Below are 24096 nucleotides of genomic sequence, written 5' to 3' on the forward strand. Positions count from 1 at the left end.
TTCTCTCCTCAGGCTCGCGCGGTGAGCGTGTGGGCGGCGAGGGCGATGAGCAGGACGGGGACGATGAGGTAGGCGGCCCGCAGCCCGGTCAGATCGGCGAGCCGGGCGAGCACGAACGGCGCCCCGCCGATCGCCACCCCGGACGCGAGCGCGGCCCGCGCGGCGGCCCGGTCGGGCGCGTGCGGCCAGGCCGCGATCGTACGGCTGACGGTCGTCGGATAGAGCAGTGCCACCCCCAGCCCGGCGACGGCGAGCCCGACCGCGGCGAGGGAGAGTACGGGCGCGGACCAGAAGATCACAAACCCGGCCCCGGCGACGCCGATGCAGATCAGCGTGAGGACCTTGGCGTTCGGTATCCGCCGGGTGATCGGCACCGCGAACGACCTCCCGGTGGCCATGCCGACGAGGAAGAGCGAGGCCACCGCGGGAGCCAGCCCCTCGGAGGCGTGATGCCAGTCGGTGATCGCCGAGGCCGCCCAGAACACCATGCAGAACTCCACGCTGACGGAGAACAGCACGTCGATCCAGGGCCCGAGCAGCCGGGTGGCCTCGGCCGGCACCGCGTCGTGGGCGGGCACCTCGGCCGTGGGAAGCGGGATACGCCAGGTGGGCGCGAGGACGAGCACGAGCATCAGGAGGGGGGCCACGAGGTAGCCGGCCCGCCACCCGAGCCCGGCCGAGATCGCCCCCGCCACGGCGAGGGGAGCGAGCACAGAGGCCCCACTGGCCAGCCCATTGGCCTCCCCGACCGCCGCCGCAGGTGCGTGCGGGTGCAGGGCCATCAGGAGGGCGGGGATGAGCTGGATGAGCATCGCCCCGCCGATCCCGAGCATGAACGCCCCGGCCAGCGTGAGAGCGTGCGTGGAGGTGGCGAGGAGCAGCCCACCAACGATCATCGCCGCGATGGCGGCCCGCAGCGCCACCGGCCGCCCGATCCGCCCGACGACCTTGCCGCCGACAACGCCGACGATCAGCAGCCCGACGGCGAAGAGGGTGGGGTAGAAGGCGACGTCCCCACGGTCGACGTGAAGATCCTTCTGCAGCGGGACGAGGATCGCGCCAAGGCCGTTGAGGAGGAAACTGAGGCAGCTGAGGACGATGTAGAGCAACCATGTGGCGTTACCACGCGACAAACCCCCCGGACGATCCACATGCGGGAGACTAGCCGCAGGGGCCGACAGCGGGGATGCCGCAGTGGCGCCACGGCAGTGGGTTCGCGAGCAGCGGTGGATGTCCGCTAAACTCGCGGAGGCGCTACGGACCAGGGGTTCGTGGGTCAGTGGGGTATGGTGTAATCGGCAGCACGACTGATTCTGGTTCAGTTAGTCTAGGTTCGAGTCCTGGTACCCCAGCAAGCGTCTGACCTGCAGCGGGAGTCTCTCTGAGACCCCGCTTTCGTCATTCCTGGGCCCGTCAGGGAACAGATAGGGAACAGCGGCCTTGAATCGCGCGGTCTGGGCCGTACTTACGGGGCATTTTGATCACGCCGTAGGTTGATCTTCCGCGTAGGCGGTGGTCGGGCGCGGGGAGGCGCTCGGTCGCGCTCATCGAAACAGTGGCAGCTTGGGTACGTCGTCGTGCGCCCAGGTCACGTGTTCCCCGCCAGCGGTGTCTGCCGATGGGCTCTCTGAGTGCAGAGCATCGCTCCTGTGGCGCTGACGCGAGGCGCCCAGTACTGGGCCGTTCCCTGACTCGCTCAATGCAATCGCAGGCAGTAGACCTATGCACAGCAAAGAAAAACGGCGCGCTCGCGACACTTTTGCCCCACACTGGACTCTGTCCCCATCAGACGCTCGGGTCACGAGCGCCTCCGATCGAGAGCGGTGGTCACAGCGTCTCGCTGGTATAAGTGCGATCTGCAAGTGGCTACGCCTGCTTGGAAGTTCACCAGGCCGAAGGGCAGTAGCTTCGATTTCAGTCGAACGGAGGACAGGAACCAGTTCGCCGACACCTACATGAAGCAGTTGCGAGAGCGCGGCGTCGACGTGATCGCACTTGCAGATCACAACACAGGTGACTGGCTTCCGGACATGCAGGCTGCAGGAAAAAGGCACGGTGTCATCGTCTTCCCTGGGGTAGAGGTCACCACGGCCTCAGGGGCAGATGGAGCGCATCTGGTGCTCATCGGCGATCTCGACCGGACCAAGCAGGACATCGACATGCTTCTGGCTCGAACATGCGGATTCAGTGATTACCACCCGGCCCGTAACCCGAGAACCGGTGATCCTGCTCCCGCTCCGCGGACGGTCGATCAGATTCTGGACGACCTCCCCGACCAGTGGCTGGCCATCGCCCCGCATGTGTTGAGTGAGAACGGTCTAGTCTCCGGTGGAACCCTCCGCGGTGACTTGCGTTGGAAGGCACTTCATCACGAGCGGCTCGGCGCGGTGGATCCGGGGGAAGTGACCGTCGAACGGCTGGAGGGCGATTCCTACAAAGCGCGATTTCTCAACCGTGCTCTGGATAGCCTTCCCTGCCTCGCGCGCCTACCCTTTATCGCGACATCCGACGCCTACTGCTTGGAGAAACTAGGAAGCAGGTTCACCTGGATAAGGATGGACTCGCCTTCAAAGGAAGCTCTGCGGCAGGCTTTTCTTGACCACGAAGCCCGCATCGTTCCCAGTTGGGACACTCGCTTAACTGCGAATCCCAACCCTAACGTGGTTGATCACGGGTGGGTCGAAAAAGTCGAACTCGGCGGCAAGCTCGGGAACTCCAGCAGCCCGCTACGTGTCGCTTTCGATCCTCGGCTTAATGTGATTATCGGAGGGCGCGGTTCCGGCAAGTCCACTGTCGTTACTGCATTGAGACAACTTTACGGTCGCACGGACAATCTGCCCGAATCGATCCAGCATGAGACGAGTACCTTCGTGGACGGCGTCTTCGCCGAGGCGGCCCTGTCCGGTAGCCACCGTCTCGCCATCTCGCGGGATGCGCAAATCGTAAACTGGTCGCAGGGGAAGGGTTCACAAACGCAGCGTAGCGGCACCTCACTGCCCACGCACTTTCCGATGCGCATCTTCAACCAGAAGGAATTGTTCGAGCGCACTGCCCATGACCGCCTCGACTCCTTCGCGGCATCGAGGCATCTCTTCAGCCTTGTCGACGAATCGCTTGAGGCCGACTCGGCATCGCCGGGAGGCTTCGAGATGGAGATTAACGCGGCCATCACCTATTGCCTCACTTGTATCGCTGAGCGCACGAGTGTCGAGGCACGCATCGCTACGCGACCGATGCTCGAGGTACGACGTTCCGAGCTCCTTAAGCAGATCGAAGCATTCGGCGACGTGGCAAGCCAGGGCTCACGTCTGGATAGCGAGCGGATTCTGCGTGAGCAGGAACAACTTGGCGCCATCACTACACGGTTCGGCAAGGGCGTTGACGAGATGCTCGATGCTGCCATGGCATGTCTGGCATCCGCGCTTCCTCAGGCAAAGGAAGTTACCGAGGGTTCCTCTCGTGGTTTCTATGACGAACTTGTCCAAATCCAAAGTATCCTCGAACAGCGCATCCGATCTTGTGTGGAGGATACGCGTACCACGCTGAGACGTGCCCGTGAAGAACAGCAGCAAGGAGTTTGGGGTGCCCGTGTAGCAGCTGCAGGTGCAGAGATCCTGGCCTTTCAGAAGAACCTGAATGAGCTGGGGATCGAGCCGACCGCCTACCTCGCCCTGACTGAGGCCCTTAACGCTGTGCAGGGTCAACTGCGCGCGCTCGATCAAGACGCTACTGCACTCGATGGACTGCGAGCAGGTGAAACTGCGGCCTGGGCTGAGTTGGAGCGCGTTTATGATAGACGTCGTCGGCGTCGAGAAAAGCTCTTCGAAGAGGTCGCTCAACGTAGCGGCTCCCTGCGCTTCGACGTGGTCCCTCACGGCAACTCCAGCAGTTGGACCCGAGAGATACGTGACCAGCTTGGCATCCGTTCCGACGGCTTCGTTGATGACGTCCCCGCTGTGGCCCAGTGGCTGTGGGAGGGTCCCGAATCCGACCAGGAGCGCCGACTGGATCTTTGGCGCACCGGGCTTTTGAATTGCGAATTCACACTCGTACGCGAGGAAGTCTCCTGCAGGGCTGCCTGGTGGAACAAGCTCGCTAAGCTGGAGTCTACTCAGCGTATCCGTCTTGCCATGAGCCTCCCGGACGATTCGGTTGTTATGTACTTCCTGCGCGACGGAGGCAAGCAAGAGACTGCCGCAGACTGGCAGGCAGTCACGACTGGATCGCCCGGGCAGCGAAGCGCCGCCATGCTCAGTTTCGTGTTGCACCACGGTTCGGAGCCTCTCGTGCTCGACCAGCCTGAAGACGATCTCGATACGGCGTGGATCTCTCAACTCATCGTCCCCGAGATCCGCAAGAGCCGTTGGCGACGTCAGGTCATTGTGATCACTCACAACGCGAACATCCCCGTTAACGCAGACGCTGAACGGGTTATCGTGCTCAAGAATGACGGTACGTGCATTCGGATCAAGTCCAGCATGGACAAAGTCAGCTCTGAGGGCCTTGGAGAAGTTGAGCATGTTGGCCCGATCGAGGTGGCGCGAGTGCGACACGATATCCAGGACATCTTGGAGGGCGGAGCCGAGGCGTTCATGTCTCGTGAGCGCCGATACAACAACGAACTGAACACATACAGAGCGGCTCTGCGCGGCTGACCGGCGCCGGAAGCGTTCTATCGGGTCATCTAAGCTTATACAGTCTGTCAGTGAGCGCTGATCAAAACTCTTTAGGCTGAGGACGAAGGTCTTCGGCGAGCGCAAGGCTTATGACAGCCCGTAGGTCCGGCCGCCTCCATGGGCTCGGGGGCTTCGGCCTGTACGGCGGCACGTCGCGCGCGTGGGAGGAGATCGGCAACACCTGAGCCTGATTTGTGAGCGAACCCGCCAGCTCAAAAATGAGTCGCTGTCCATGGCTGACCGATATAGTTCATTGTGCCTTTATGGGCGGGGCAGTTCTGGTTCAATTAGTCTAGGCTTGAGTTCTGGTATCCCAGCAAGCGTCTGACCTACAGCGGGAGTCTCACTGAGACCCCGCTTTCGTCATTCCCGGGGCCGTCAGGGAACAGCGGCCCGAAGTCCGCTGTCTGGAGCCCTGCAAGAGCGGCATTTTGATCAAGGTCGCGGATCTCCCTCGTGGTGGCCTCGTTCGCTTCAACCGCCGAACCCGTCATCTCGGTTTACGTCGTCGTGCGTCCAGGTCACGCGCTCACCGCTGCTCCGCGCTGTCCGCTTGATCCCTGTGGTTAGCGGTGGCGTGTTAACCCATGCGGGCTTATGTGCGCCCTGTGTCGGCCGGTTCTATCTCTGCTCTGGGCACTACATGTCCACCGAACCGGCGACAGGGAGCAGGTACCTCATGGGCGTCATGGAACCAGGCTCGGACGCCGCCCTCGCCCTGCCCGAGGCGCGCGGCGTCCTGGACGCAGCGTTGATCGGCCCAGGGACGCAGGGTGGCCGGCTGGTGATCGGGTCGCTGGGCGATCCCGCGTGGCAGAGATTGCCGGCGGAGTCGGTGAACCCGGTCAAGGTCGCCCGGCGATACGCGGCGAGCATTCTCGCTGAGGTCGCCGCCGTCGATGTCGATCATGTTGATGATGTGGTCTTGGCCGTCTCGGAACTGGTGACGAACGCCCTCCGTCACGCGGTCGGCTCGGGGCCGTTGTCCGTCCAGCTCGTCATCCGGCCCCGGTGGACCCATGTGTACGTCGCCGACCCAGACCCGACCGTGCCGACGCCTGCTTTAGCTGCTGATGATCTGGCGCCGTCTGGTCGTGGCGTGCCGATCGTCGGTGAACTCGGTCTCTTGTGGTTCGTCGCGGAAGACCACGGTAAGACCGCCCACGCCGTCATCACGCGTACCGACGAGAAGCTGACCGACGACGAGCGCGATGCCCTGATGCGGCTGGCGATCGTATGAACGTCGGCCTGCCTTATATCCAAGTTTTCGCCAGCCCTCGCCCACATCGTCCGCTCGTCCTCTCGATCAGATTGGCTTGCTGTGCCTGTTATCCCGCCGGATCCCCAGAACGAGACTCTGCTCAGGCCGCGGGAGGTCGCCGAGCTGTTCGGCGTGCGTCCAACGACGATCGCCCGATGGGCGCGTGAGGGAAGGCTCATGCCGTTGTATACGCCCGGTGGCCACCGTCGGTACCGGCTGCAGGACATCCGTCGCGTGTTAGGCAGGGATGCCAGCCCGAGCGCGGAGGAGCAGGAGCGGGAGTTGGACGCTGCGCGGCTGTATGACCAGGGGTGGACCATTCGACAGGTCGCCGCCAAGTTCGACTGCTCGTACGGCGTCATGCGCCGCATCCTGGGAAAGCACACGACTCTAAGGCACCGCGGCGGAAGGATGCCGTGACCTGGTCAGGCGTTCGGTCCGTCGTCGTGCTCGCGTGTGGTGTCGCGCATGCGCCGGAGCCAGTAGCGGACTTCGATGATCATCGGGTCGTCTGGTGGCAGTGTCTCGGTGAGTTCGGCGGCGAACTGGTCCAGCACCGCGTCATCGGCGTGCCGCAGCCACTCATAGGAATCGCCGCATCCCATATCTCACGGTATCCCCGTTTACGCAGGTCAAATACGGTCTTCGTGGAGCCGGTGTGACGGTAGGGCTGGACATGTAGGACAGCCTCGGTACGGTCCTAAGAGTGAGCACTGATGAACGCCCTGAGGAGCTGAGGACCAAGGTCTTCGGCGAGCGGACCGTGTACGACAACGAGTGGGTCCGGTTGACCCTGGTCGACATCGAGCCGCCGGATGGCAACCGGTTCGAGCATCACGTTGTACGGCTTCAGCGCGTCGCCGTTGCCCTGGTGCTCAACGATGCGGACGAAGTGCTCATGATGTGGCGCCACCGCTTCGTAGACGACTCCTGGGGCTGGGAACTACCCGGCGGCATCATCGACAAGGACGAGGACGGCGCCGCTACCGCCGCGCGTGAGGTGCGCGAAGAGACCGGCTGGCAGCCGGCGCCGCTGGAACACGTGATCAGCTTCCAGCCGATGGTCGGCATGGTCGACACCCCGCACGAGGTCTACGCGGGCCGGGGCGCCGAACTGGTCGGCGAGCCGACCGATCTCGAAGAGGCCGCGCGTATCGAGTGGGTGCCGGTGAGTACGGTCTTCGACCTCATCAGCAAGGGCGAGGTGCTGGGATCCGGCTCTCTGGTGGGCCTTCTGTACCTGCTGGCCCAGCGCGGCGAGAAGGCCAGCTCCTAGGCGGCGAGGCCGACGCTCGCGATGCGCCGCCGCTGGCGTACCGAGCCGACTTGGTTCGCCAGCAGACGAGCGCTGGTCAGGTGTTTGCGGGCCTCGTCCAGTTCTCCGCGGGTGGTGAGTGCTTGGGCGAGGTCGCATTGCAGGCCGGCAGCCGCTCGTACGAACGAGGTGTCCATCTGATCCAGTGCACTGGTCAGGTAGTCGATCGCTGCGGCGTCGCCGACCTGGGCGAGGCAGTGCCCTCGCCAGCGCGCGTGATGCGCCTCGCTCAACGCGATGAACGGCAGAGAAGGGTCGTCGGTGTCGACCGGCAGGAGTGCGGCTGAACGCTCCAGCGTCCGGTAGCACTGCTCGTCGGCGAGGGCCGCTTGGGTCTCGGCCTCGACGGCATCGAGCCAGCACAGCAGCAGCCGCGGGCCGGTCCTGCTGACGAGTGAGCGGGCTTCTCGTACGAGGCTCAGGGCGTCGGTGAGCCGCCCGAGGTCGTGAAGGGTGTAGACCTGCTCGCCCATGGCGTGCGCGAGCAGCACGGGAGAGCGGGCCTCCCGCGCGGCGGTCTTGGCGGTTTCGTAGTGGCCCCACGCCTGTTGAACGGCGCCGACGTCGAGTGCCTGCCAGGCCGCGAGGGTGCCGGCGTCGGACAGAACCGCCGAGAGCGCCGCTCGTACGGTCGGCTGGAGGCTGTAGGTCACCAGCTCGATCAGCGTCGCCATCACCGTTCGGGTCTGTTCGAGCAGCGACGGGGCACCGAGGCGACGGTCGAGCAGCCGGATGTGATGGACCTGCTGCTGCATCTGCCGGATGAGCGCCATGTCCACCCGGCGTGCGGTCGCGATCCGTTGCCGGAGTTCGTCGGCCGGGTTTGATGCCGGGATGGGGGCGGTGTCGAGGAAGCCGAGTTCCTCGTCGGTACGGCCGTAGGCGAGGCGGTAGAGCCTCCGCCAATCCTCGCCGGGGATCACGTGGCCGTTCTCGTGGCGAGAGATCGTGGTCTTGAGGCTCTTGTCGCTGCCGAGCGTCATACCGACCTGAGCGGAGCTGCGCCTGAGCGCGGCGATGAGCCGTGGCACCTTCCACCCGAATTCGGCACGCGCTCGCCGAAGGGGCGTCATCTCGGAAGTGTCCTCGTCTTCCCAAGTCACAGGATCAGCATCGCTGACAGGGGCCGATTCGCCTGGACGGTTAACAGGGGGCTGTTAACCGATGCGGGCTTACGCCCGCCCTCGTGAGCCGATGTGATCTCAGCACCCACATCGACCACAGGGGGAGACGCGCCGTGAGCGCCACGGAGCCAGGCTTGGACGTCATGCCCGAAGTGATCGCGCTCCTCTTGGACGCCCTGGTGGTCGCGCTGTCCGTACGCGGCCTGGCCGCCGAACGTCGTGGAAGCCGAATGATCTCGGCGGCTCCCAGCTCCGCCGAGCGGCAGAACGGCGACCCTGCTGCCGCACGCGATGAAGAGAAGTGCCAGACGGTCATCTGCTTAGCCGACCGCGCGGGCCGGCTTTCGTGGTTCTGGGTACGTGCCTCGACCGGCCGTGGGGCTGTAGACCTGGAGTACCTCGGACCCGCCCGTTGCATCAGGGCGACCGCCGACCGCATCGCCTGCGTACTCCTGCCTGATGGGTTGAGCTGGGAGCCAGCGATATGACCGCGGCGACGCTCATCGACGGACTCACTCCACCGCCCGAGCCCAACGCCGCCGCAACAGCAGCCATCCTGCGGCACCGCTTCCCCGACGCCATTGTGTGGTTCGGCTGCTTCACACGGACATGGTGGGCCATGGTCCCCGTCGCCAACCAGGAACGGCTGTTCGAGGGGGCCAGCCCAGATGAGCTCACCGGAGCGATCGTCACCGATCTGACGATGACAACTGGGGAGCCGGACCAGGCAGCGGCCAGACCCCGGTGATTGCTTCCGCCGGCGGCGCTGGAACTCGGTCCTGCCCCTCTATGTCTGCCGGGCTGGTCTTGTCCCGAGATGACAGACCACGCCCGGTATGCCTCCCGCCAGATGAGCGCCCGTCTCGCGTCTACCCCCCGATACCGAGCATCGGTGCGCATGACCATCTCTGGTGAGAGGAGGTCCCCGGCGAGTCGTGCTCTCGCCGGGAGCCCTCCAATCCAGCCCCGAACCCCCGAAAGCTGACCGATGGACGAGCTGGTAGGCAAACTTCCGTCAGGTTGGGTACGCCTCCCCATGTACATAGCTGGAGTGCCCGTGTGGCAGCGACGGGCCGACGCCTGTTACGTCGCCACCCACGACATGGACCAACTCCACGCCATCGCCGCCGCCCTCGACCGCATCGAGACCAGCGATTCCCGCCAGGCCGCGACCTACCCACTGGCAAAAGACGGCATCAGTTCGAAACCCCACGATGCGCCGAGAACACCGCCCTCTACGCTGGTCCCCACCACCGCCGAGAGGAACCACGTGGCCAGGCCCAAGAGCAGCGACGCCGTCTACCTGAAGATCGCCGCTGCCCTACGAGACCGCATCCACGCCGGCGACCTCAAGCCAGGCGACAAGCTTCCCTCCGAAGCGGCCGTCTCGACAGAGTTCGGCGTCGCTCGCGGCACCGCCCGCGAGGCCCTCAAGAAGCTGGGAGACGACGGCCTGGTTGACACCCTGCCCGGCGTCGGCCGCGTTGTCCGCACCTCGGAGCCAGCAGATGCGACCCCTCGCTATCGACGGATCGCCGCCGAACTCATCGCCGCCATCGAAGCCGGCGAATACCCACCAGGCTCCCAACTTCCCGGCGAGTCTCAGCTTGCCGAACAATTCCAAGCGTCGCGAAACACCATCCGCTCTGCACTCGGCGAACTCGACGGCCGTGGCCTCGTCCAAGTAGTCCACGGTAGGGGCCGCATCGTGCTGCCAGCACGAACGATCTGATCAACTAGACCATCTGGGCTCTAGACACGCTGGTCATTGATAGGGCATCCCGCAGCGGGGTACCGCTGGGAAGCGCTTTCCGTACGCCTTCAAGGCGGCCCGCTGACGGGCCGCACGCTCCGCCAACTCGGCGCCCGCCCTACGCTTCGCTAGGGCTCCGCTCCGGGACAGGCAAGCTCTGCAGCCGGTTGTCTGGCGCGGATTCCCTTAGATCTACCGGGCCGCAGTCGGCTGTACATCTGCACGAGCCGGGTGACGAGCTAGACGACTGGTGCTGGCGGTTACGTCGGCTCACAGTAAGCAGCTCCCGCTGCGGGATTTTCCGGACAGAACCCATCAAGGGCGCCTTCGGCGTCGGCTTCGCCGATCCTCGACCCTTCCTGATACTTCGAGCCGACGGGTGGTCTCTATGGCGGTTCGGACGAAGCCTTCGAACTCCTCCAGTTCACGGTCGACGGTAAGTCAAAGCCCATCCACCGGACCGCACGAGCCAACGGACAGACCTTCACGGTGAACCCGAAGACTGCTCAACAGGCAACCCGCTCGTGCTGCATCGCTGCCTGGCCAGGGAACGATCGCCTACCCCCACACGGTGCTCGTCCGACAACACGGCCACCTGCGGTACCTCAACGTCGGTGCGCTTACCAAGGGGTTGAAGATCTCCTTCCGCTATGGCGGCTGCGGCATCCAAGACGTGAACACTCTGGACTTCATCGCCAACCCCGAACTCGCTCGGCTCTCGCAGACACCGGCCTCGGCGCCGACTCCTGCCGTGGAGCTTTGATTCGGGGACTGTAAAACCCTGGATTCGATGGGTGGGTGCTGCAGCGATCGGGTGTGGCGTCCGTGTGGGTCTGGATAGGAAGAGACGGCTGCTCCTCAACCTCTCGACGACGCGGCGGAGTGCTCAGGCAGGATGGTTACGTCTCGTGTCTGACCGGATGGATAGCCTGGCTGCGACGCGGCGTATGTGCCGCTACTGTCCGTAGTAACCCATACCAGTCGTGTTTCACCCGTCCTGTCGGCCACCAGGGCTACAGTTGACTTTCTACATGCTGGGCGTCTCACCCAAAGCCCAGCGCGTGATTGCCATGGGGAGGCGATCGTGGAACGGGGAGGGTGTTATGGAACGTAAGGCTGTATCTCGCAAGCGCAGGATGACCCGAGTTGGCGGGGTCTGGACGGTACGCCAGGGCCTTCCGGTTTCCTTTTCCTCCGCTCCGCCATCAGCTGCTGCGTTTGGGGAGTGGTCGACTACCGCAGGGCTGGCTGACTATGCGTTGGCCGACGGGGGCGCCGTCGGGGGTGTTGTAGCAGCAGAGAAGGTCACGACACATCCAGTCAGGAGAGTCTGCTGTGATGTCTACAGCTAGGAATGGCCAGCCCCAAGATCCGTTGATTAAGGTCGTCTACTTCGATGAAGAGACCGCTTCTGACTACCTGGATATCTCAGCCGGTGGGAAGACTGCGTCCACGAGCGAGAACGTCAAGGATCGGACGACCAAACTGCACAGTGACGTCGAAGCAAAGCTGGCTGCCAAGTTCAGCTGGCTACCGTTCCTCGGCGGATCGGTTGAAGCGGGAGTCGGGGCTGATATCGCAAGCGCTGGGCAGAGCATCCTTCGAAAGACTCTGTCGAACACTATACTGACCGACTACCTCGTCCAGGTGAAGGGCGATTCGCGTATCTCACGGCTCGAAGGGCTCCGCGTCACAGCGCCCAAGGACTCGATGGCCTTTATGAAGATGTACACGCCGTACATGATTATCGCGAAGACAGAAGACCAAGGCATCGATCTAGCGCGGCTGGATGAGGCGCTTGCCGGCGCGAAGGGCTAGTACGAACTTGTCGGCGAGGGCGCAGACGGATCCAAGCGTGTTCTGCGCTTCAATATTAAGGCGTTCCGCAATAACTATGGTCTTACCGATCTCGGTCGGATGCGGCTCGTTTTTCACGGAATCCTCGTCGGACGGACTGGCCAGGACGAGCTTGGAATTGCTGCCGAGATGTCCACCGACACAAACGACGAATCGGTGACTGCGCTGGAACTGGTCGATGGTCACGCACCGCTGCGTGGAGATCTGCTCGATGTTTATGATGTCATACTTGCCGGGGTCGAGTATGCCGAGTGATACAAAGGTCACCATCTACTACGGCCCGCTGGCATGGTTTAATGAGAAACTCGAGAACCGGGAATGGGTGAGCCTGCTTGAAATCACCTATGAGCTGGACGAAGCCAATCGTCGCCACACACATGTCTTGCAGGGCCAAGAGGCGCCGGTGCCGGAAAGCCCTCCATCACGACTCAAGCGAGTCGTGGCCGAATCAAATGACTATGCGAGCCTGAATGAACACGTCATCACCAACTTCGCAGGGCTGATCCGTAGCATCAACCCGGAGTACCTTTACCTCCACAATCCGCCTGCCCAGATGCAGGAGCAGTTGGTGCGAAGTTTTTCTGCGACCGAGGTGCAGCGATATGAGTACCCAGCGGTTACTCGGGAGACGTTGATCCGATTCCGCGATGGTTTTGCGAACCACCTAGTTGGTCAGGTCGCAGTAAAGGAGTTGCTGCTGGCTGCGTTGTACCCACTTACTACGGAACGCCAGACCAAACCGGTCGTCCTCATGTTCTACGGACCGTCGGGTGTGGGCAAGACGGAGACAGCCCAATTCATAAACGACTTGCTTGGCGGCACGCTCCTGCGCAAGCAGTTCTCGATGTTCCACAACGATAAGTTTGCATCTTACCTGTTCGGTGGGGCGCACGCTGAAGCATCCTTCGCTCGCGACCTGCTCGACCGCGAGTCCGGCGTCATCCTAATCGACGAATTCGACAAGGCGAACACTGTCTTCCACAGCGCCTTCTATCAGCTGTTCGATGGCGGCGTTTTCGAGGACAAAAACTACAGCGTTCGACTAGGATCTTCGCTTATCATTTGCACCTCAAACTACAAATCCGAGAACGAGATCCGCGAGGCGCTCGGTGATGCTCTGCATTCGCGCTTTGACGCCTTGATCCACTTCCAGCCACTCTCCCCGGCCGAGGTCGTACAGGTGATCGATCGACTTCTGGACAGTCGATTCTCGAGGCTCACAGCTGAAGAACAGAGTCGGCTTGATCTCGACGGTATCAAGACAATTCTGTACCCACTTGCAGGCAAAGCCGAGAACGTGCGGAAACTCGGAAAGATTGTCAACGAGGTAATTTCGTTGGTGCTCGTGCGTGCGATGCTCGGCGAACAGGCACCGACCGCCGACCCAGACCTTCGCGAGGAATCGCGAGCATCATGAGGGTCCGCCAGTTAGAGATCGGGGAGTTTCGCGGGATTGTGGCGGACGCATGGTATTCCAGCGGCACACGCTCTTGGTGGGCGACAGTTAGCATACGCTACTCGTCAAGAGCGTTGGCCGACCCTGCCGCGTCGGTTGACGAGCGGGGGATCGCAGAGATGTTCCCTGCGTTAGTCGAGCCACTGCTTGTAGTGGCGCGCGTGAGTCGGGCGCCGAGGGGAAGTGACATGGCTGACCTCGATAATGCCACCAAGAGGAAACTTGAGTCGATCTTCGACATGGGCGGCGGCTACGTGCTCGACTTCAGCAACGCGCGCTTCGCTGACTTCGTCAAGACTGCGATTGGAGTCGATCCATACGAGAAGTACCCGCCGGCTTCGAAGGCGGTCCTGCTTCGCGCCATTTGGCATCAAGAACCTCTGCCGATCGTCGCCAAACTCAATCTCGAACTGTTGGAGCACTGGCGGATTGGTAAGTTAATTGTGGACGAGGAGCCGAAGGCGGCCGAAATTGCATTGCACGGTGAGCTCACGGCGCAGTTTTCGGTGCTCGTTGCCTCTGCGGATCGAGCCACCACCGAGTTTCTTTTGAAGGACTTCACTGCGATCGATCTCGATGCTCTCCCGCAGGTGTTGACGTCGCGAGATGTCGTTGAGGCCCGGCTACGAGAGATCGACGCCTGTATTGAGTCAGCCGCGCCACTCGCCGTGATCTTCCTCGTCGGCAGCACTCTTGAAGGTCTGCTGATGGAGCTGGCAATGGCAAACGCGGCACGGTTCACGGCAGCTCCGTCTGCTCCGAAAGAGCGTGGCAAAGTTAGGCCGATCAACCAGTGGCGGCTAAGTGATCTGATCGCTGTTTCTCGCGCATTGGGTATCCTCAGCGCTGACGTCTCGAAGTTTGCCGACCACGTGCGAAATTTCCGCAATTACATCCACCCGCGACAACAACTGGCCGAGGCGTTCGAGCCGCGCATCGAGACTGCAAGGATTGCCCAGCACGTTCTGCGTGCTGCGCTAGCTGATCTGCAGCGGGCAAGCGGCCGGGGGTGATCCGCAACCACCACTGACAACCGCTCTTGCGTAGGTCAACGCCTGGCGGACTCGCGGCGCCGCACGCAGCGGACACGGTTGATCGATTCCTGCGTAACAAGCGTGTGGGGGCCAGTGTCCCCCGTATCCCCCACCCCCAGTGAACTGGAAAAAGCTGAGGGACACGGTGCGGAACATCATGCCTCCCTCACGTGGGGAAGGGCTGGCACCGTGGGGAGGTGAGCCGCCCCCTGTGAGGACCAGCTGCGTGACAACTACGAGGCACGTTCGCGGACGCTCCCGTATCTTAAGGAACAAAGGTCCGTGCAGGAACGACCAACGGACGGCCGGCAATGATCGTGTTCAAGTCGCCTTGTAATCGGGTGACGAAAGCTAGGGGCAGTCAGCGTTGTTCCTTGTTGCCGGTAAGACTCTCTATTCGCCGCTTCTGTCGGAGCGATCCGGTGCGGCCGACGAGGATGCGTGCGACGTGAAGGTGCTCTTCGACCGATCTGTGTTCGCCGTGAACGAGTAGCGCGGTGGCAAGGTCGATGCGGACACCGGCCTCGGCTCGCGCGTAGGTACCCGTGACCGCTGGAAGACCTCTGTCCAGTTCGTCGATCGCGTTTTCGTCACCCAAGCGTGCGAGGCAGTTGCCACGCCAGCGAGCGAGGTGGGTCTCGCTGAGTACGAGGTAGGGCAGTGAGTCGTCGGGCTCGGCGGGCAAGAGATCAGTGGCCTGGTCGAGAGCTAGGTGTGCGGCGTCGGCGTCTCCACCCGCGGTAGCCATCTCCGCCTGCGCTGCCGTGAGCCAGGTTTGCATGAGTGCTGGCACAGCCCCTGCCGACTGATGGCGTGCGTGTTGGACGAGTTCTGCGGCCTGCTCTGCGTCGCCTAGGTCGAGCACGACGTAAGCCTGTTCGACGGTGGCGAAGGCGAGCAGCGAGGAGTCTTCGGCTTCTCGGGCTGCGGATTTGGCGCGTTCGAAGTGTTCCCATGATTCGCGTGGTGTGCCGACGTCGAGAGCCTGCCAGCCGGCCAAGGCAGAGGCGTCGGCGAGCACCTTAGCGAGCATGCTGCGTACGCCGGGTCGTACGGCGTGGTGGTTTAGTTCCTCGATGTGGGCGATGTGCGCGCGCATCTGTTCGCGGATGAGTTGAGCGCCCTGGAGAGCGTCGAGCTGGCGGATGCTGTCCGTCTGGGCTTGTAGAAGCTTGGCGACCTCGGCGTCGACTGACGAGGCTCGGGCCAGCTCTACCGCCAGGTCTTCGAAGGATTCCGGTTCAGGTACGTCAGTCGGCTCGATGAAGCCCAGCTCAGTCGGTGAGCAGCCGTACACGTCGCAGAAGAGGCGCTGGTAGAACTCGCCGACGGGTGCGTGGCCGTTCTCCCAGCGTGAGACCTGGCGGCCGAGGCTCGCCGGTTGAGGGAGCGTCTCGCCGCGGGCTTTGGCGGCGTGGCGTAGCCGGGCGTCGAGTTGGGTCTTGGTCCATCCGAGGCGCTGCCGGCGGGCGCGCAACGGGGTCACGGGCTCTCCTCCACCGAACAGGTCTCACATGTTTACCGGCCTGCCATTCTGCCGGTTCCCGGTGACAAGACAAGGGATGACAGTCACCCACTGTCATCCGGTGTCATCTACTGCCGGGCGTTCGGGGCGAGCAACCTGATGGATGTCGGGCCGCTGAGGCCGGCACTCCGAACAAGCGAAGGGACTTGACACCCGATGGCGCCAACCTATTACTTGTACATGTACTACCTGTCTAGCAAACGAGTGGAGGTGAGCCGCTGATGTTCACCCAGCCGAAGAAGTGGCCGCGGTACCTGGCCGGCGCGATCGTCGTCGTCTTCGTGTTCAAGAACCCGGCGGCAGCCGCTCAGCTGGTCAACCACCTCAGCGGGCTCATCTCGCAGGGGGCGACCGCGCTGTCTCAGTTCGCCTCCGCTCTGCACGTCGGCTGATCCGGTGCACAGCCACCAAGCACGGCACCGGACCGCCGAACCCGACCGATCACACGCCCGATTCACCTGGAGGTTTCGCGTGAACGATCATCCGAGCAAGCTGACCACCCCGGATCTGCGGGACGAGTGTCTCGATGGCGCTCAGTGCCTGTTCGACGGCGAGTTGCACGACGGCCCGGACCCCGCCGACCGGATCGAGCACCCCGACGCCCGCGCCGCTCGCGAGGACGTCGCCAAGGACATCTGCGTCACCTGCCCCGTACAGGCCGCCTGCCTGGAACACGCCATCTGGACCAAGCCCACCACCGGCATCCGGGCCGGGCTTACCGCCGATGAGATCGCCCAGCTCGGCGCGCGACGCATCGAGCAGCTCGGCGCCGACTACGAGGAGGTGGCCTGACCATGGGGTACACCGCCACAGAGCTGGCCGCGCTCCTGCGCGTCGGCGCCCGAGGTTGCCACTCCGATGAAGCCGCGGTTGGCCTGCTGGTCGAGCACGACCTGTGGCTGCACCGCCACGACTTCGTCCGTACATGCGTCGCCGTCGAGACCGACCTGTTCGACGAGGACGAAGACGTCGCGGCCTTCATTGACTGGAGCGCCGCGGTAAGGGTCCTCGACGCCGGAGGCCTGCCGTGCTCCACCGGTGAGGGAGCCGTACTCCGCATCGCCGCCGGGCTGGCCGGAGTGCCGGTCAATCTGCGGGCGATGCTCGGCGGCCTGGACGCCCGCAACATCCGCCTCGTCGCCCAGGCCGTCATGCGCGCCAACGGCACCCCTGCTGACGCGCAGCAGAAGGAGGGGCATCGCCGTGGCTGAGCCGTACACCGCTCCGTACCTGGCGCCCGTTCACGCACCCGCGCCTACGGAGGTACGGACACGGGCGCTGACCGAGCACGAGCAGACCGCCGTCGCGGTGGTCGGGGGACTGGTCGCCGCGCTGGGGCTGCTCGGGTTCGTCAACAGTTTCGCTCGCGTCGCCGCTGCGGCTCATGAGTCGTTCGGGCGGCTGGCGTTCACCGTGCCGGTCGGCGTTGACGTCGGGATCGCGGTGTTCTCCGCGCTCGACATCGTGCTCGCCCGCCTCGATATGCGGGTCCGGTGGCTGCGGCTGATCCCGTGGTCGCTGACCGGCGCGACGGTCTACCTGAACGTCGCCGGCGAGACGTCGGTGTTCGGGATCGTCGCGCACGCCATGCTGCCCGCCCTGTGGGTCGCCGCGGTGGAGGTCGCCGCGCACGTCGTCCGCGTCCGCGCTGGGCTGGCCGCCGGTACGCGGATGGATTCGATCCGGCTGTCGCGGTGGCTGCTCGCGCCCGTCCCGACCGTACGGCTGTGGCGCCGGATGGTGCTGTGGGAGACCCGCTCCTACCCTGCCGCGCTCACCCGCGAGCGTGACCGCGTCCTGGCGCTCACCGATCTACAAGATGCGTACGGTCTGGGCTGGCGATGGAAGGCACCTCGCCGGACGAAAGCGCTCTACAAGCTCGGCGAACTGACCCCTGCCGGGGAACTTCCCGCGCTGTCCGCTCCGCAGCCGGAGCCAGCGGAGAGGACGCCTCGCCGGACGGCGAGCGAACCTTCGCACGGACGGTCCGCTCGGCGTACGAGCGCACGGTCCCGGGCCAAGCGCCGGACCGTCCCCAACGTCGATGACCTTATGGCCGCCGGACGGCGCATCGCGGTCGAAGCAGACGAACGCGGCGAGCCGCTCACGCGGGATCGCCTCGCCGCAGCCCTCCGCCAGGCCGGATCCACCGCCGGAAACGAACGCGTCGGTGCTCTGCTGACGCGCCTCAAAACCGAGACCGACAGCCCGGCCCGTACGGGAGGTGCGCAGCAGTGAGCGACCACGCCACGTCGCCCGAGCCCATGGGTGAGCTGATCCCGCTCCACCCGACGACGGCACTCAGCAGGTCCGAGGGCACCCATTACGAGGTGGTCCTGGACGAGGAGACCACGCCCACGCGCGACGCGGTTCTCGTCGAGCCGCCCGACCCCGTACGAGAACGGCACCCGATCATCCCGGCCGAGCTGCGCGGCTGGCCCACCATCCGGGCGACCGCCGAGCACGCCATCGGACGGTGGGCGCACCAGCTCAGCTACCACGCCGTACGCGCACCTCGTTATGCCGTGCTCGGCTGCTTCTGGGCCTCCGTCGGGGTGTTCCGGCTGACGGGGCGGCATCTGCGCTGGTGGTGGGTGACCGAGCAGTTCGGCCTACGGCAGGGCGCTGCCGAGCGGAACGACCCCGAGATGTGGATGAAGCTCCACCGCGAGGTCAAGGCCACCCGTACCTGGCGCGGCATCGTCCTCGTCGGCGAGGCCGCCGGCGTCGCCATGGCCGCCGGAGTAATCCTCACCGGGCCGGCCTGGCTGCTGGCCGCCACGCTCGCCGGAGTCGTGCCCGCCCTGGCGCGCATCGGGCGGCCGACCGATCGGCGCATCATCTCTGCGGCGATCGTCACGCCGAGGTTCCGCAAGCTCAACCCGGACATCGTGTTGCGCGCCTACTACGCGGCCAAGCTCGGCGACCCCGACAAGCCCGGCCAACAGGTCCAATTCGGCTCGACCATGTCCCGCGACGGCAACGGCTCACGCGTCCTGATCGACCTGCCCCATGGCAAGGGCCTGGACGACGCGGTTAAAGCCAAGCCCGCCATCGCCTCCGGCCTGGACGTCTCGCTCTCCCAGGTGTTCATCACCCGCGACCCGACCTCGCATCGCCGGCACGCGCTGTGGGTCGCGGACCGTGACCCGCTGGCCATCCCGGCCGGTCGTACGCCGCTGCTCGTGTGCAAACCCACCGACATCTGGGCACCGGCACCGTTCGGCCTGGACGAGCGCGGCAACCGCGTCGCGGTCGAGATGATGTGGAACTCCATCCTCGTCGGCGCCCAGCCACGGCAGGGCAAGACGTTCTCGGCCCGCGCACTGGCGCTGTACGCGGCGCTGGACCCGTACGTGAAGCTGTCGGTCTTCGACGGCAAGGGCTCACCGGACTGGCGCAAGTTCCGGCTCGTCGCCGACCGGTGCGCGTTCGGGCTGGCGATGACCCGCGACGGTGACCCCGTTGAGCTGTTCATCGACTCCTTGCACGCGATCAAGGCCGACGTGCAGGACCGCTACCAGCGGCTGTCCGAGCTGCCGGTCGACGTGTGCCCCGAAGGGAAGCTGACGCGCGAGATCGCTCGTGACCCGCGCTATCGGATGCCGGTCCGCCTCGTCGTGCTCGATGAGTTTCAGGAGTACTTCGACCTGCCCGACGCCGACGCGACCAAGGAGGTCGCCGCGCTGCTGGTGTTCCTGGTCAAGGTCGCACCGGCCGCCGGCGTCATCGTGCTGGGGGCGACTCAGAAGCCGAGCGGCATCGGTACGGGACAAGTCGCGCAGCAGTTCAACGCCTTCCGCGACAACCACCAGATCCGGTTCTCGCTACGTACGGGTTCCTGGCAGGTGTCGGAACTCGTCCTGGGCTCGGGTGCGTACTCCGAAGGCTTCGACTCCTCGACCTTGTTGCCTGACTACAAGGGCGTCGGGATCCTGCGCGGTGCCTCGGATGCGACGCCGACCGTACGGACCCATCTGGCCGACGCCCAAGACACCGAGAAGATCCTGACCGCTGCCCGCGCCTACCGCCAACGCGCCCGGACCCTTACCGGGACGGCCGCGGGGGAGGACGTCACCCGCGAGGCGCGGGACGTGCTCGCCGACGTCCGCCAGATCTACAACCCCGGCGAACGCGGCCTGCACTGGCAACAGATCGCCACCCGGCTCGCCGCCACCTATCCCGAGCACTACGCCGACCTCACACCCGATGCGATCTCCGCCCAGGTGCGCGCGTTCGGTGTCCCGTCCGTCGACGTGAAACGCGACGGCCTGACCCTCAAAGGCGCCCGTACCGACGCGATCAACGCCGCCATCGAACGCCGCGCCATGACCACCGACCGGTAGCGGCACACCCGCAACCGGTAGCGCGCACGCTACCCGGCCCGCTACCCACCCGACCTGCGGCAATAAGCCCAGGTCGCGGGTAGCGGTCCCCACCTCGCATGCCCGAAAACAGCCCAGAAAGGTTCGTCATGACCCTGCTCGCCGCTACCGACACCGGCTCATCCGCCGGACCCCTGCTCGTGTTCGCCCTCGTCCTCGCCATCGGCTACGCCGTCGCGTGCCTCATCTGGCCGTTCCGCGGCTGCCGCCGCTGCGAAGGCACCGGCCGCATGCTCTCACCGACCGGCCGCGCCTGGCGGCTCTGCACGCACTGCTCCGGGACCGGCGCCAAGCTCCGCCTCGGCCGCCGCATCTACAACCACCTCACGCGGACCCACGGCCGCGGCCACGGCACCCGCAAACCACGATGACCGCCCCGCAGAAACGTCAGTGCGGCCCGGCGCACAGCCACCAAGCACGACGCCGGACCGCCGCCCCAACCGATCACAAAACCGAAGGAGGCCCTTCCATCATGACCCACCCCAGCCAGGCCAGCCACCACAACGACCACCAGCGCACGGTATGGCTGCTCCCCGAAGACGGCGTCATCGACCCAATCGCCATCGAGCTGGCCGCGACCGGCGAGCGCTCCGTCGCCCTCACCGAGTCCGAACGCCGCATCGCCGCGGGCCTCATCCTCGCCGCCGGCGGAACCCCGAACCTGATCGCCAAGCGCCTCCACATGGCCCACACCAACGCCCGAACCCTTGCCGACCAGATCACCTACTCAGCCGCCTAAGAACTCGCTTCTGTCCCGCCGCCTGTGGGCGGCGGGACACCGGCCCAACCCCGGAAGGGACAGGCACCCCGTGACCAAGCCACACGCGCTCCACCTCATCGACGGCGACCACCAGGACGCCGAGCCCGGCAGCGCGCCACCGCACAACATCGGCGCCGAACAAGTCGTACTCGGCGCGATGATGCTCTCGCCCGCAGCGCTGAGCGAGGTCCGCGAGCTGCTCGATGGCGGCGAGTTCTACCGGCCCGCCCACACCCGAATCTGGGAAGCGATCACCGCCCTCGCCGGCCGAGACGCACCGTTCGATCCGCTCGCGGTCGGTGCCGAACTCGGACGCGACCTCACCAACACCGGAGGCGCTCTCTACCTGCACAACCTCATCGCCCAGGTCCCGGCCGCCACCAACGCCGGCTACTACGCCGCGATGATCCGCGACCTCGCCTACGCCCGAACCGTCATCACCACCGGCACCCGATTGATCCAGCTCGGCCAGACCGCCACCGGAGACGACACGGCGAACCTCCGCAGCACCGTGGCCGCCGAGATCGCCACCGTCACCTCACGCGATCTCAGGGGCTGGGCCGACCCGACTCCGCTCACCGCCAGCCCGACCGGTCTGCCGGGCTTCCCGTTGTGGACGTTCCCGGACTGGCTGGGGGAGTACGCGGCCTCGCTCGCCGAGGTCACCCAAACCCCGGCCGACCTCGCCGGTTGCCTCGCCCTGGCCGTGCTCGCCGTGGCGGCCGGCGGGAAGGTATGGATCCAGGCCTCGGCCTGGCGCGAACCGGCGAACCTGTTCACCGTCATCGTGCTCCCACCCGGCAACCGCAAGTCCGAGGTCTACCGGGCGATGTGCGCGCCCATCAAGGCCGCCGAACAGACCCTCATCGCCGAAGCCGAACCCTTGATCGCTGAAGCGGCCATCGCCCGGCGCATCGCCGAGGCCCGCGCCGAACAGAGCGCCAAGACCGCAGAGAACGCCACGGCTCTCGACCCCACCCAACGCGCCCTGGCGCTCGTTGAGGCCACCGAAGCCCGACTCGAGCTCGACGCCGCCGTGGTCCCCGCGAGGCCGCGGTTGTTCTCCGACGACGCCACGGTGGAAGTCCTCACCTCCCTGCTGTGCGAGCAGGGAGGGCGGATGGCCGTGCTGTCACCCGAGGGCGAGATCTTCTCCATCGCCGCCGGTCGCTATTCCGGCGCCCCGAACTTCGCCGTCCTAAAGAAAGGCCACGCCGGTGAAGAGATGCGCGTCGACCGCATGGGCCGCGACTCCGAACACATCGACAACGCCACCGTCACCCTCGGCATCTGCACCCAACCCGGCGTCCTGACCGAACTCGGCGACACACCCCAATTCCGAGACCAAGGACTCCTCGGCCGCCTCCTCTACGCCGTCCCGGACTCCCTGCTCGGCCACCGCAAGAACAAACCCGACCCCATGCCCACCGACCAAGAGGCGACCTACCAGACCACGATGAAAGCCCTGGTGCTCTCCCTGGCTCGCCTCACCGAACCGGCAACCCTCACCTTCACCGACGAGGCACACGAGGCCATCACCCAGCTCCTCGCAGACACCGAACCCCGCTTCCGCCCAGACGGCGACCTGGCCCACATGACCGACTGGGGCGGCAAACTCGTCGGCGCAACCGTACGGATCTCCGGGCTGCTCCACCTGGCCAAGCACCTCCGCGACGGGTGGAACCGACCCATCACCGCCGACACCTTCGCCGACGCCCGCGACATCGGCGAATACTTCACCGCGCACGCGAAGGCTGCCTACGACGCGATCGGCGTTGACCCAGCGATAGCCGACGCCAAAGCCCTCCTCGATTGGACGCGCAACACCGCACGAGTCCGCTTCGCCGCCCGGGACGCCCAGCCGCCACTACGCGCCCGGTTCAAGAAGGTCACTGACCTCGACCCCGCCCTACGCGTCCTGGAAACCCACGGCTGGATTCGCCGCCTGCCACCGCCACCCAGGACCGGCCGCGGACGTCCGGCTGCGCCGACGTACGAGGTCCACCCCGCCGCGCTGGAGACCAGCCGATGACCGCCACACAGCGTCAGCGCCGCGACGGTTGCAGGCCGCGGTCAGGACCTGAAGCACGTAAGCGAAAAGCAGCACAAGCAATTCTGCTGATTTCCGCTTACCCGCTTCACCATGCCCGCCCGCCCCCGAGCACCAGATCAGGACACACACCGTGACCGGCGAACAGCCACCAAGCACACGCCGGCCACGCCAACCCGACCGATCACAACGCTCGGAGGCGACCGCTCCGTGAAGACCTCAGAACGAACCCACGACAAGCTCACCCTCACCGAAGTCTGCACCGAACTCGGCATCTCTCGCTCAACCTTCTACGACTGGCGCGCCAAGCGCCGCGCCCCACGCTGCATCACCCTGCCCAACGGCAGCCTCCGCATCCGCCGAGCCGAACTGGACCGCTGGCTCGACGAACGAGAGGACGCCGTCTGATGCAAGACATCACCTACGACGTCCGCATCTATGGAATCGAGAAAAGGAAGAACGCGGCAGGGAAGGTGATCACCTACCGGGTGCTCTGGAGGGTGGCGGGCACCCTCTTCCGAGAGACGTACAAGAAGAAGGCTCAGGCCGACAGCTTCCGTTCCGAGCTGGTCGCCGCCGTCAACAAGGCCCAGGCATTCAGCAGACAGACCGGCCAGCCAGTGACATGGAAGCAGACGATCAATCACATGAGCTGGTACGAGTTCGCCTGCAACTACGCAGATATGAAGTGGAAAGACGCCTCGGCGAAGCACCGTGCAGACATCGCGCGAGTACTCATGCTGGCTACGCCCGTGCTCTTCTCCTCGAAGCGCTGGACCGCCCCGGCGATCTTGGAGGCTAGATCGCTTGGATACGTGAAGTTATCTTAGTGGATTCCTGTGACTTATAGAACGATTCCTCGAACTCTTTGGGAGGAATTCCGCCGCAGTACGAGTGGAG

Annotated in this window: 24 protein-coding genes, 1 tRNA gene and 1 pseudogene; 22 read left to right on the forward strand and 4 right to left on the reverse strand. The window is 65.0% G+C overall.

The window, feature by feature from the left end:
* Positions 1-8 precede the first annotated feature (8 nt).
* Positions 9-1109 (reverse strand): MFS transporter, encoded by a 1101-nt coding sequence (locus QWU11_RS40430; RefSeq protein ID WP_290119860.1) that lies wholly within the window; start codon positions 1107-1109, stop codon positions 9-11.
* Positions 1110-1280: 171 nt separating this feature from the next.
* On the opposite strand from QWU11_RS40430, the gene QWU11_RS40435 reads away from it, so the two are divergent.
* From QWU11_RS40435 to QWU11_RS47545, 4 genes are all read left to right on the forward strand, one after another.
* A tRNA-Gln gene (locus tag QWU11_RS40435) sits at positions 1281-1352 on the forward strand.
* A 471-nt stretch (positions 1353-1823) separates the two neighbouring features.
* The gene (locus QWU11_RS40440; RefSeq protein ID WP_354670940.1) at positions 1824-4655 is read left to right on the forward strand and encodes a TrlF family AAA-like ATPase; all 2832 of its coding nucleotides are present in this window, start codon (positions 1824-1826) and stop codon (positions 4653-4655) included.
* A 700-nt stretch (positions 4656-5355) separates the two neighbouring features.
* Entirely contained in the window at positions 5356-5916 is a 561-nt protein-coding gene (locus QWU11_RS40445) for an ATP-binding protein (RefSeq protein ID WP_290119862.1), read from the forward strand.
* Between the two features lie 81 nt (positions 5917-5997).
* A complete protein-coding gene (locus QWU11_RS47545) occupies positions 5998-6357 on the forward strand; it encodes a helix-turn-helix domain-containing protein (protein WP_354670941.1) in 360 nt (119 codons plus the stop codon).
* 5 nt (positions 6358-6362) lie between these two features.
* Here QWU11_RS47545 and QWU11_RS40455 read toward each other — a convergent pair whose 3' ends face one another.
* Complete coding sequence (locus QWU11_RS40455; RefSeq protein ID WP_290119863.1) at positions 6363-6542, reverse strand: hypothetical protein; 180 nt, start codon at positions 6540-6542, stop codon at positions 6363-6365.
* Positions 6543-6643: 101 nt separating this feature from the next.
* Between QWU11_RS40455 and QWU11_RS40460 the strand changes: the two genes are divergently transcribed.
* Positions 6644-7213, forward strand: a complete 570-nt coding sequence (locus QWU11_RS40460) for an NUDIX hydrolase (RefSeq protein WP_290119864.1) — start codon at positions 6644-6646, stop codon at positions 7211-7213.
* Here QWU11_RS40460 and QWU11_RS40465 read toward each other — a convergent pair.
* Positions 7210-8325: an XRE family transcriptional regulator gene (locus tag QWU11_RS40465; protein WP_290119865.1), complete on the reverse strand. Its 1116-nt coding sequence runs from the start codon at positions 8323-8325 to the stop codon at positions 7210-7212. The genes QWU11_RS40460 and QWU11_RS40465 overlap by 4 nt on opposite strands.
* A 194-nt stretch (positions 8326-8519) precedes the next feature.
* Here QWU11_RS40465 and QWU11_RS40470 point away from each other — a divergent pair, with 194 nt between their 5' ends.
* From QWU11_RS40470 to QWU11_RS40500, 7 genes and pseudogenes are all read left to right on the forward strand, one after another.
* A complete protein-coding gene (locus tag QWU11_RS40470; protein ID WP_290119866.1) occupies positions 8520-8864 on the forward strand; it encodes a hypothetical protein in 345 nt (114 codons plus the stop codon).
* Positions 8861-9124 (forward strand): hypothetical protein, encoded by a 264-nt coding sequence (locus QWU11_RS40475; RefSeq protein WP_290119867.1) that lies wholly within the window; start codon positions 8861-8863, stop codon positions 9122-9124. Before QWU11_RS40470 ends, QWU11_RS40475 begins: the two co-directional genes overlap by 4 nt.
* 240 nt (positions 9125-9364) lie before the next feature.
* The gene (locus QWU11_RS40480) at positions 9365-10108 is read left to right on the forward strand and encodes a GntR family transcriptional regulator (protein ID WP_290119868.1); all 744 of its coding nucleotides are present in this window, start codon (positions 9365-9367) and stop codon (positions 10106-10108) included.
* Between the two features lie 592 nt (positions 10109-10700).
* Positions 10701-10892: a hypothetical protein gene (locus QWU11_RS40485; protein ID WP_290119869.1), complete on the forward strand. Its 192-nt coding sequence runs from the start codon at positions 10701-10703 to the stop codon at positions 10890-10892.
* A gap of 575 nt (positions 10893-11467) precedes the next feature.
* Positions 11468-12241 (forward strand): annotated as a pseudogene (locus QWU11_RS40490) (DUF6414 family protein).
* Entirely contained in the window at positions 12165-13403 is a 1239-nt protein-coding gene (locus tag QWU11_RS40495; RefSeq protein ID WP_290119870.1) for an AAA family ATPase, read from the forward strand. The pseudogene QWU11_RS40490 and the gene QWU11_RS40495 overlap by 77 nt, the downstream one beginning before the upstream one ends.
* 227 nt (positions 13404-13630) lie before the next feature.
* Entirely contained in the window at positions 13631-14455 is an 825-nt protein-coding gene (locus tag QWU11_RS40500) for a hypothetical protein (protein ID WP_290119871.1), read from the forward strand.
* 382 nt (positions 14456-14837) lie between these two features.
* On the opposite strand, the gene QWU11_RS40505 is transcribed toward QWU11_RS40500, so the two are convergent.
* On the reverse strand, positions 14838-15962 hold the full coding sequence (locus QWU11_RS40505) for an XRE family transcriptional regulator (RefSeq protein WP_290119872.1): 1125 nt from the start codon (positions 15960-15962) through the stop codon (positions 14838-14840).
* Between the two features lie 260 nt (positions 15963-16222).
* Here QWU11_RS40505 and QWU11_RS40510 point away from each other — a divergent pair, with 260 nt between their 5' ends.
* The 10 genes from QWU11_RS40510 to QWU11_RS40555 all read left to right on the forward strand — a co-directional run bounded on the left by QWU11_RS40510 (position 16223) and on the right by QWU11_RS40555 (position 24026).
* Positions 16223-16393: a hypothetical protein gene (locus QWU11_RS40510; protein ID WP_290119873.1), complete on the forward strand. Its 171-nt coding sequence runs from the start codon at positions 16223-16225 to the stop codon at positions 16391-16393.
* Between the two features lie 79 nt (positions 16394-16472).
* Complete coding sequence (locus QWU11_RS40515; protein WP_290119874.1) at positions 16473-16793, forward strand: WhiB family transcriptional regulator; 321 nt, start codon at positions 16473-16475, stop codon at positions 16791-16793.
* Positions 16794-16795: 2 nt separating this feature from the next.
* On the forward strand, positions 16796-17212 hold the full coding sequence (locus QWU11_RS40520; RefSeq protein ID WP_290119875.1) for a hypothetical protein: 417 nt from the start codon (positions 16796-16798) through the stop codon (positions 17210-17212).
* On the forward strand, positions 17205-18239 hold the full coding sequence (locus QWU11_RS40525) for a DUF2637 domain-containing protein (protein WP_290119876.1): 1035 nt from the start codon (positions 17205-17207) through the stop codon (positions 18237-18239). The genes QWU11_RS40520 and QWU11_RS40525 overlap by 8 nt, the downstream gene beginning before the upstream one ends.
* Complete coding sequence (locus tag QWU11_RS40530) at positions 18236-20347, forward strand: hypothetical protein (protein ID WP_290119877.1); 2112 nt, start codon at positions 18236-18238, stop codon at positions 20345-20347. Before QWU11_RS40525 ends, QWU11_RS40530 begins: the two co-directional genes overlap by 4 nt.
* Before the next feature lie 128 nt (positions 20348-20475).
* Positions 20476-20757, forward strand: a complete 282-nt coding sequence (locus tag QWU11_RS40535; RefSeq protein WP_290119878.1) for a hypothetical protein — start codon at positions 20476-20478, stop codon at positions 20755-20757.
* 101 nt (positions 20758-20858) lie between these two features.
* Entirely contained in the window at positions 20859-21125 is a 267-nt protein-coding gene (locus QWU11_RS40540; RefSeq protein ID WP_290119879.1) for a hypothetical protein, read from the forward strand.
* A gap of 70 nt (positions 21126-21195) precedes the next feature.
* Entirely contained in the window at positions 21196-23178 is a 1983-nt protein-coding gene (locus QWU11_RS40545) for a DUF3987 domain-containing protein (RefSeq protein ID WP_290119880.1), read from the forward strand.
* A 228-nt stretch (positions 23179-23406) separates the two neighbouring features.
* Entirely contained in the window at positions 23407-23604 is a 198-nt protein-coding gene (locus QWU11_RS40550; RefSeq protein WP_290119881.1) for a helix-turn-helix domain-containing protein, read from the forward strand.
* The gene (locus QWU11_RS40555; RefSeq protein ID WP_290119882.1) at positions 23604-24026 is read left to right on the forward strand and encodes a hypothetical protein; all 423 of its coding nucleotides are present in this window, start codon (positions 23604-23606) and stop codon (positions 24024-24026) included. Before QWU11_RS40550 ends, QWU11_RS40555 begins: the two co-directional genes overlap by 1 nt.
* The last annotated feature ends 70 nt before the right edge of the window (positions 24027-24096 follow it).

The organism is Actinomadura sp. DC4, assembly GCF_030406325.1.
Classification (GTDB): domain Bacteria; phylum Actinomycetota; class Actinomycetes; order Streptosporangiales; family Streptosporangiaceae; genus Actinoallomurus.

Coding starts and splice junctions, on each gene's coding strand:
- QWU11_RS40445 (WP_290119862.1), top strand. CDS start 5,356: ATGGGCGTCATGGAACCAGGCTCGGACGCCGCCCTCGCCCTGCCCGAG.
- QWU11_RS40475 (WP_290119867.1), top strand. CDS start 8,861: ATGACCGCGGCGACGCTCATCGACGGACTCACTCCACCGCCCGAGCCC.
- QWU11_RS40470 (WP_290119866.1), top strand. CDS start 8,520: ATGCCCGAAGTGATCGCGCTCCTCTTGGACGCCCTGGTGGTCGCGCTG.
- QWU11_RS40480 (WP_290119868.1), top strand. CDS start 9,365: ATGGACGAGCTGGTAGGCAAACTTCCGTCAGGTTGGGTACGCCTCCCC.
- QWU11_RS40520 (WP_290119875.1), top strand. CDS start 16,796: ATGGGGTACACCGCCACAGAGCTGGCCGCGCTCCTGCGCGTCGGCGCC.
- QWU11_RS40455 (WP_290119863.1), bottom strand. CDS start 6,542: ATGGGATGCGGCGATTCCTATGAGTGGCTGCGGCACGCCGATGACGCG.
- QWU11_RS40495 (WP_290119870.1), top strand. CDS start 12,165: ATGGTCACGCACCGCTGCGTGGAGATCTGCTCGATGTTTATGATGTCA.
- QWU11_RS40465 (WP_290119865.1), bottom strand. CDS start 8,325: ATGACGCCCCTTCGGCGAGCGCGTGCCGAATTCGGGTGGAAGGTGCCA.
- QWU11_RS40555 (WP_290119882.1), top strand. CDS start 23,604: ATGCAAGACATCACCTACGACGTCCGCATCTATGGAATCGAGAAAAGG.
- QWU11_RS40500 (WP_290119871.1), top strand. CDS start 13,631: ATGGCTGACCTCGATAATGCCACCAAGAGGAAACTTGAGTCGATCTTC.
- QWU11_RS40535 (WP_290119878.1), top strand. CDS start 20,476: ATGACCCTGCTCGCCGCTACCGACACCGGCTCATCCGCCGGACCCCTG.
- QWU11_RS40510 (WP_290119873.1), top strand. CDS start 16,223: ATGTTCACCCAGCCGAAGAAGTGGCCGCGGTACCTGGCCGGCGCGATC.
- QWU11_RS40540 (WP_290119879.1), top strand. CDS start 20,859: ATGACCCACCCCAGCCAGGCCAGCCACCACAACGACCACCAGCGCACG.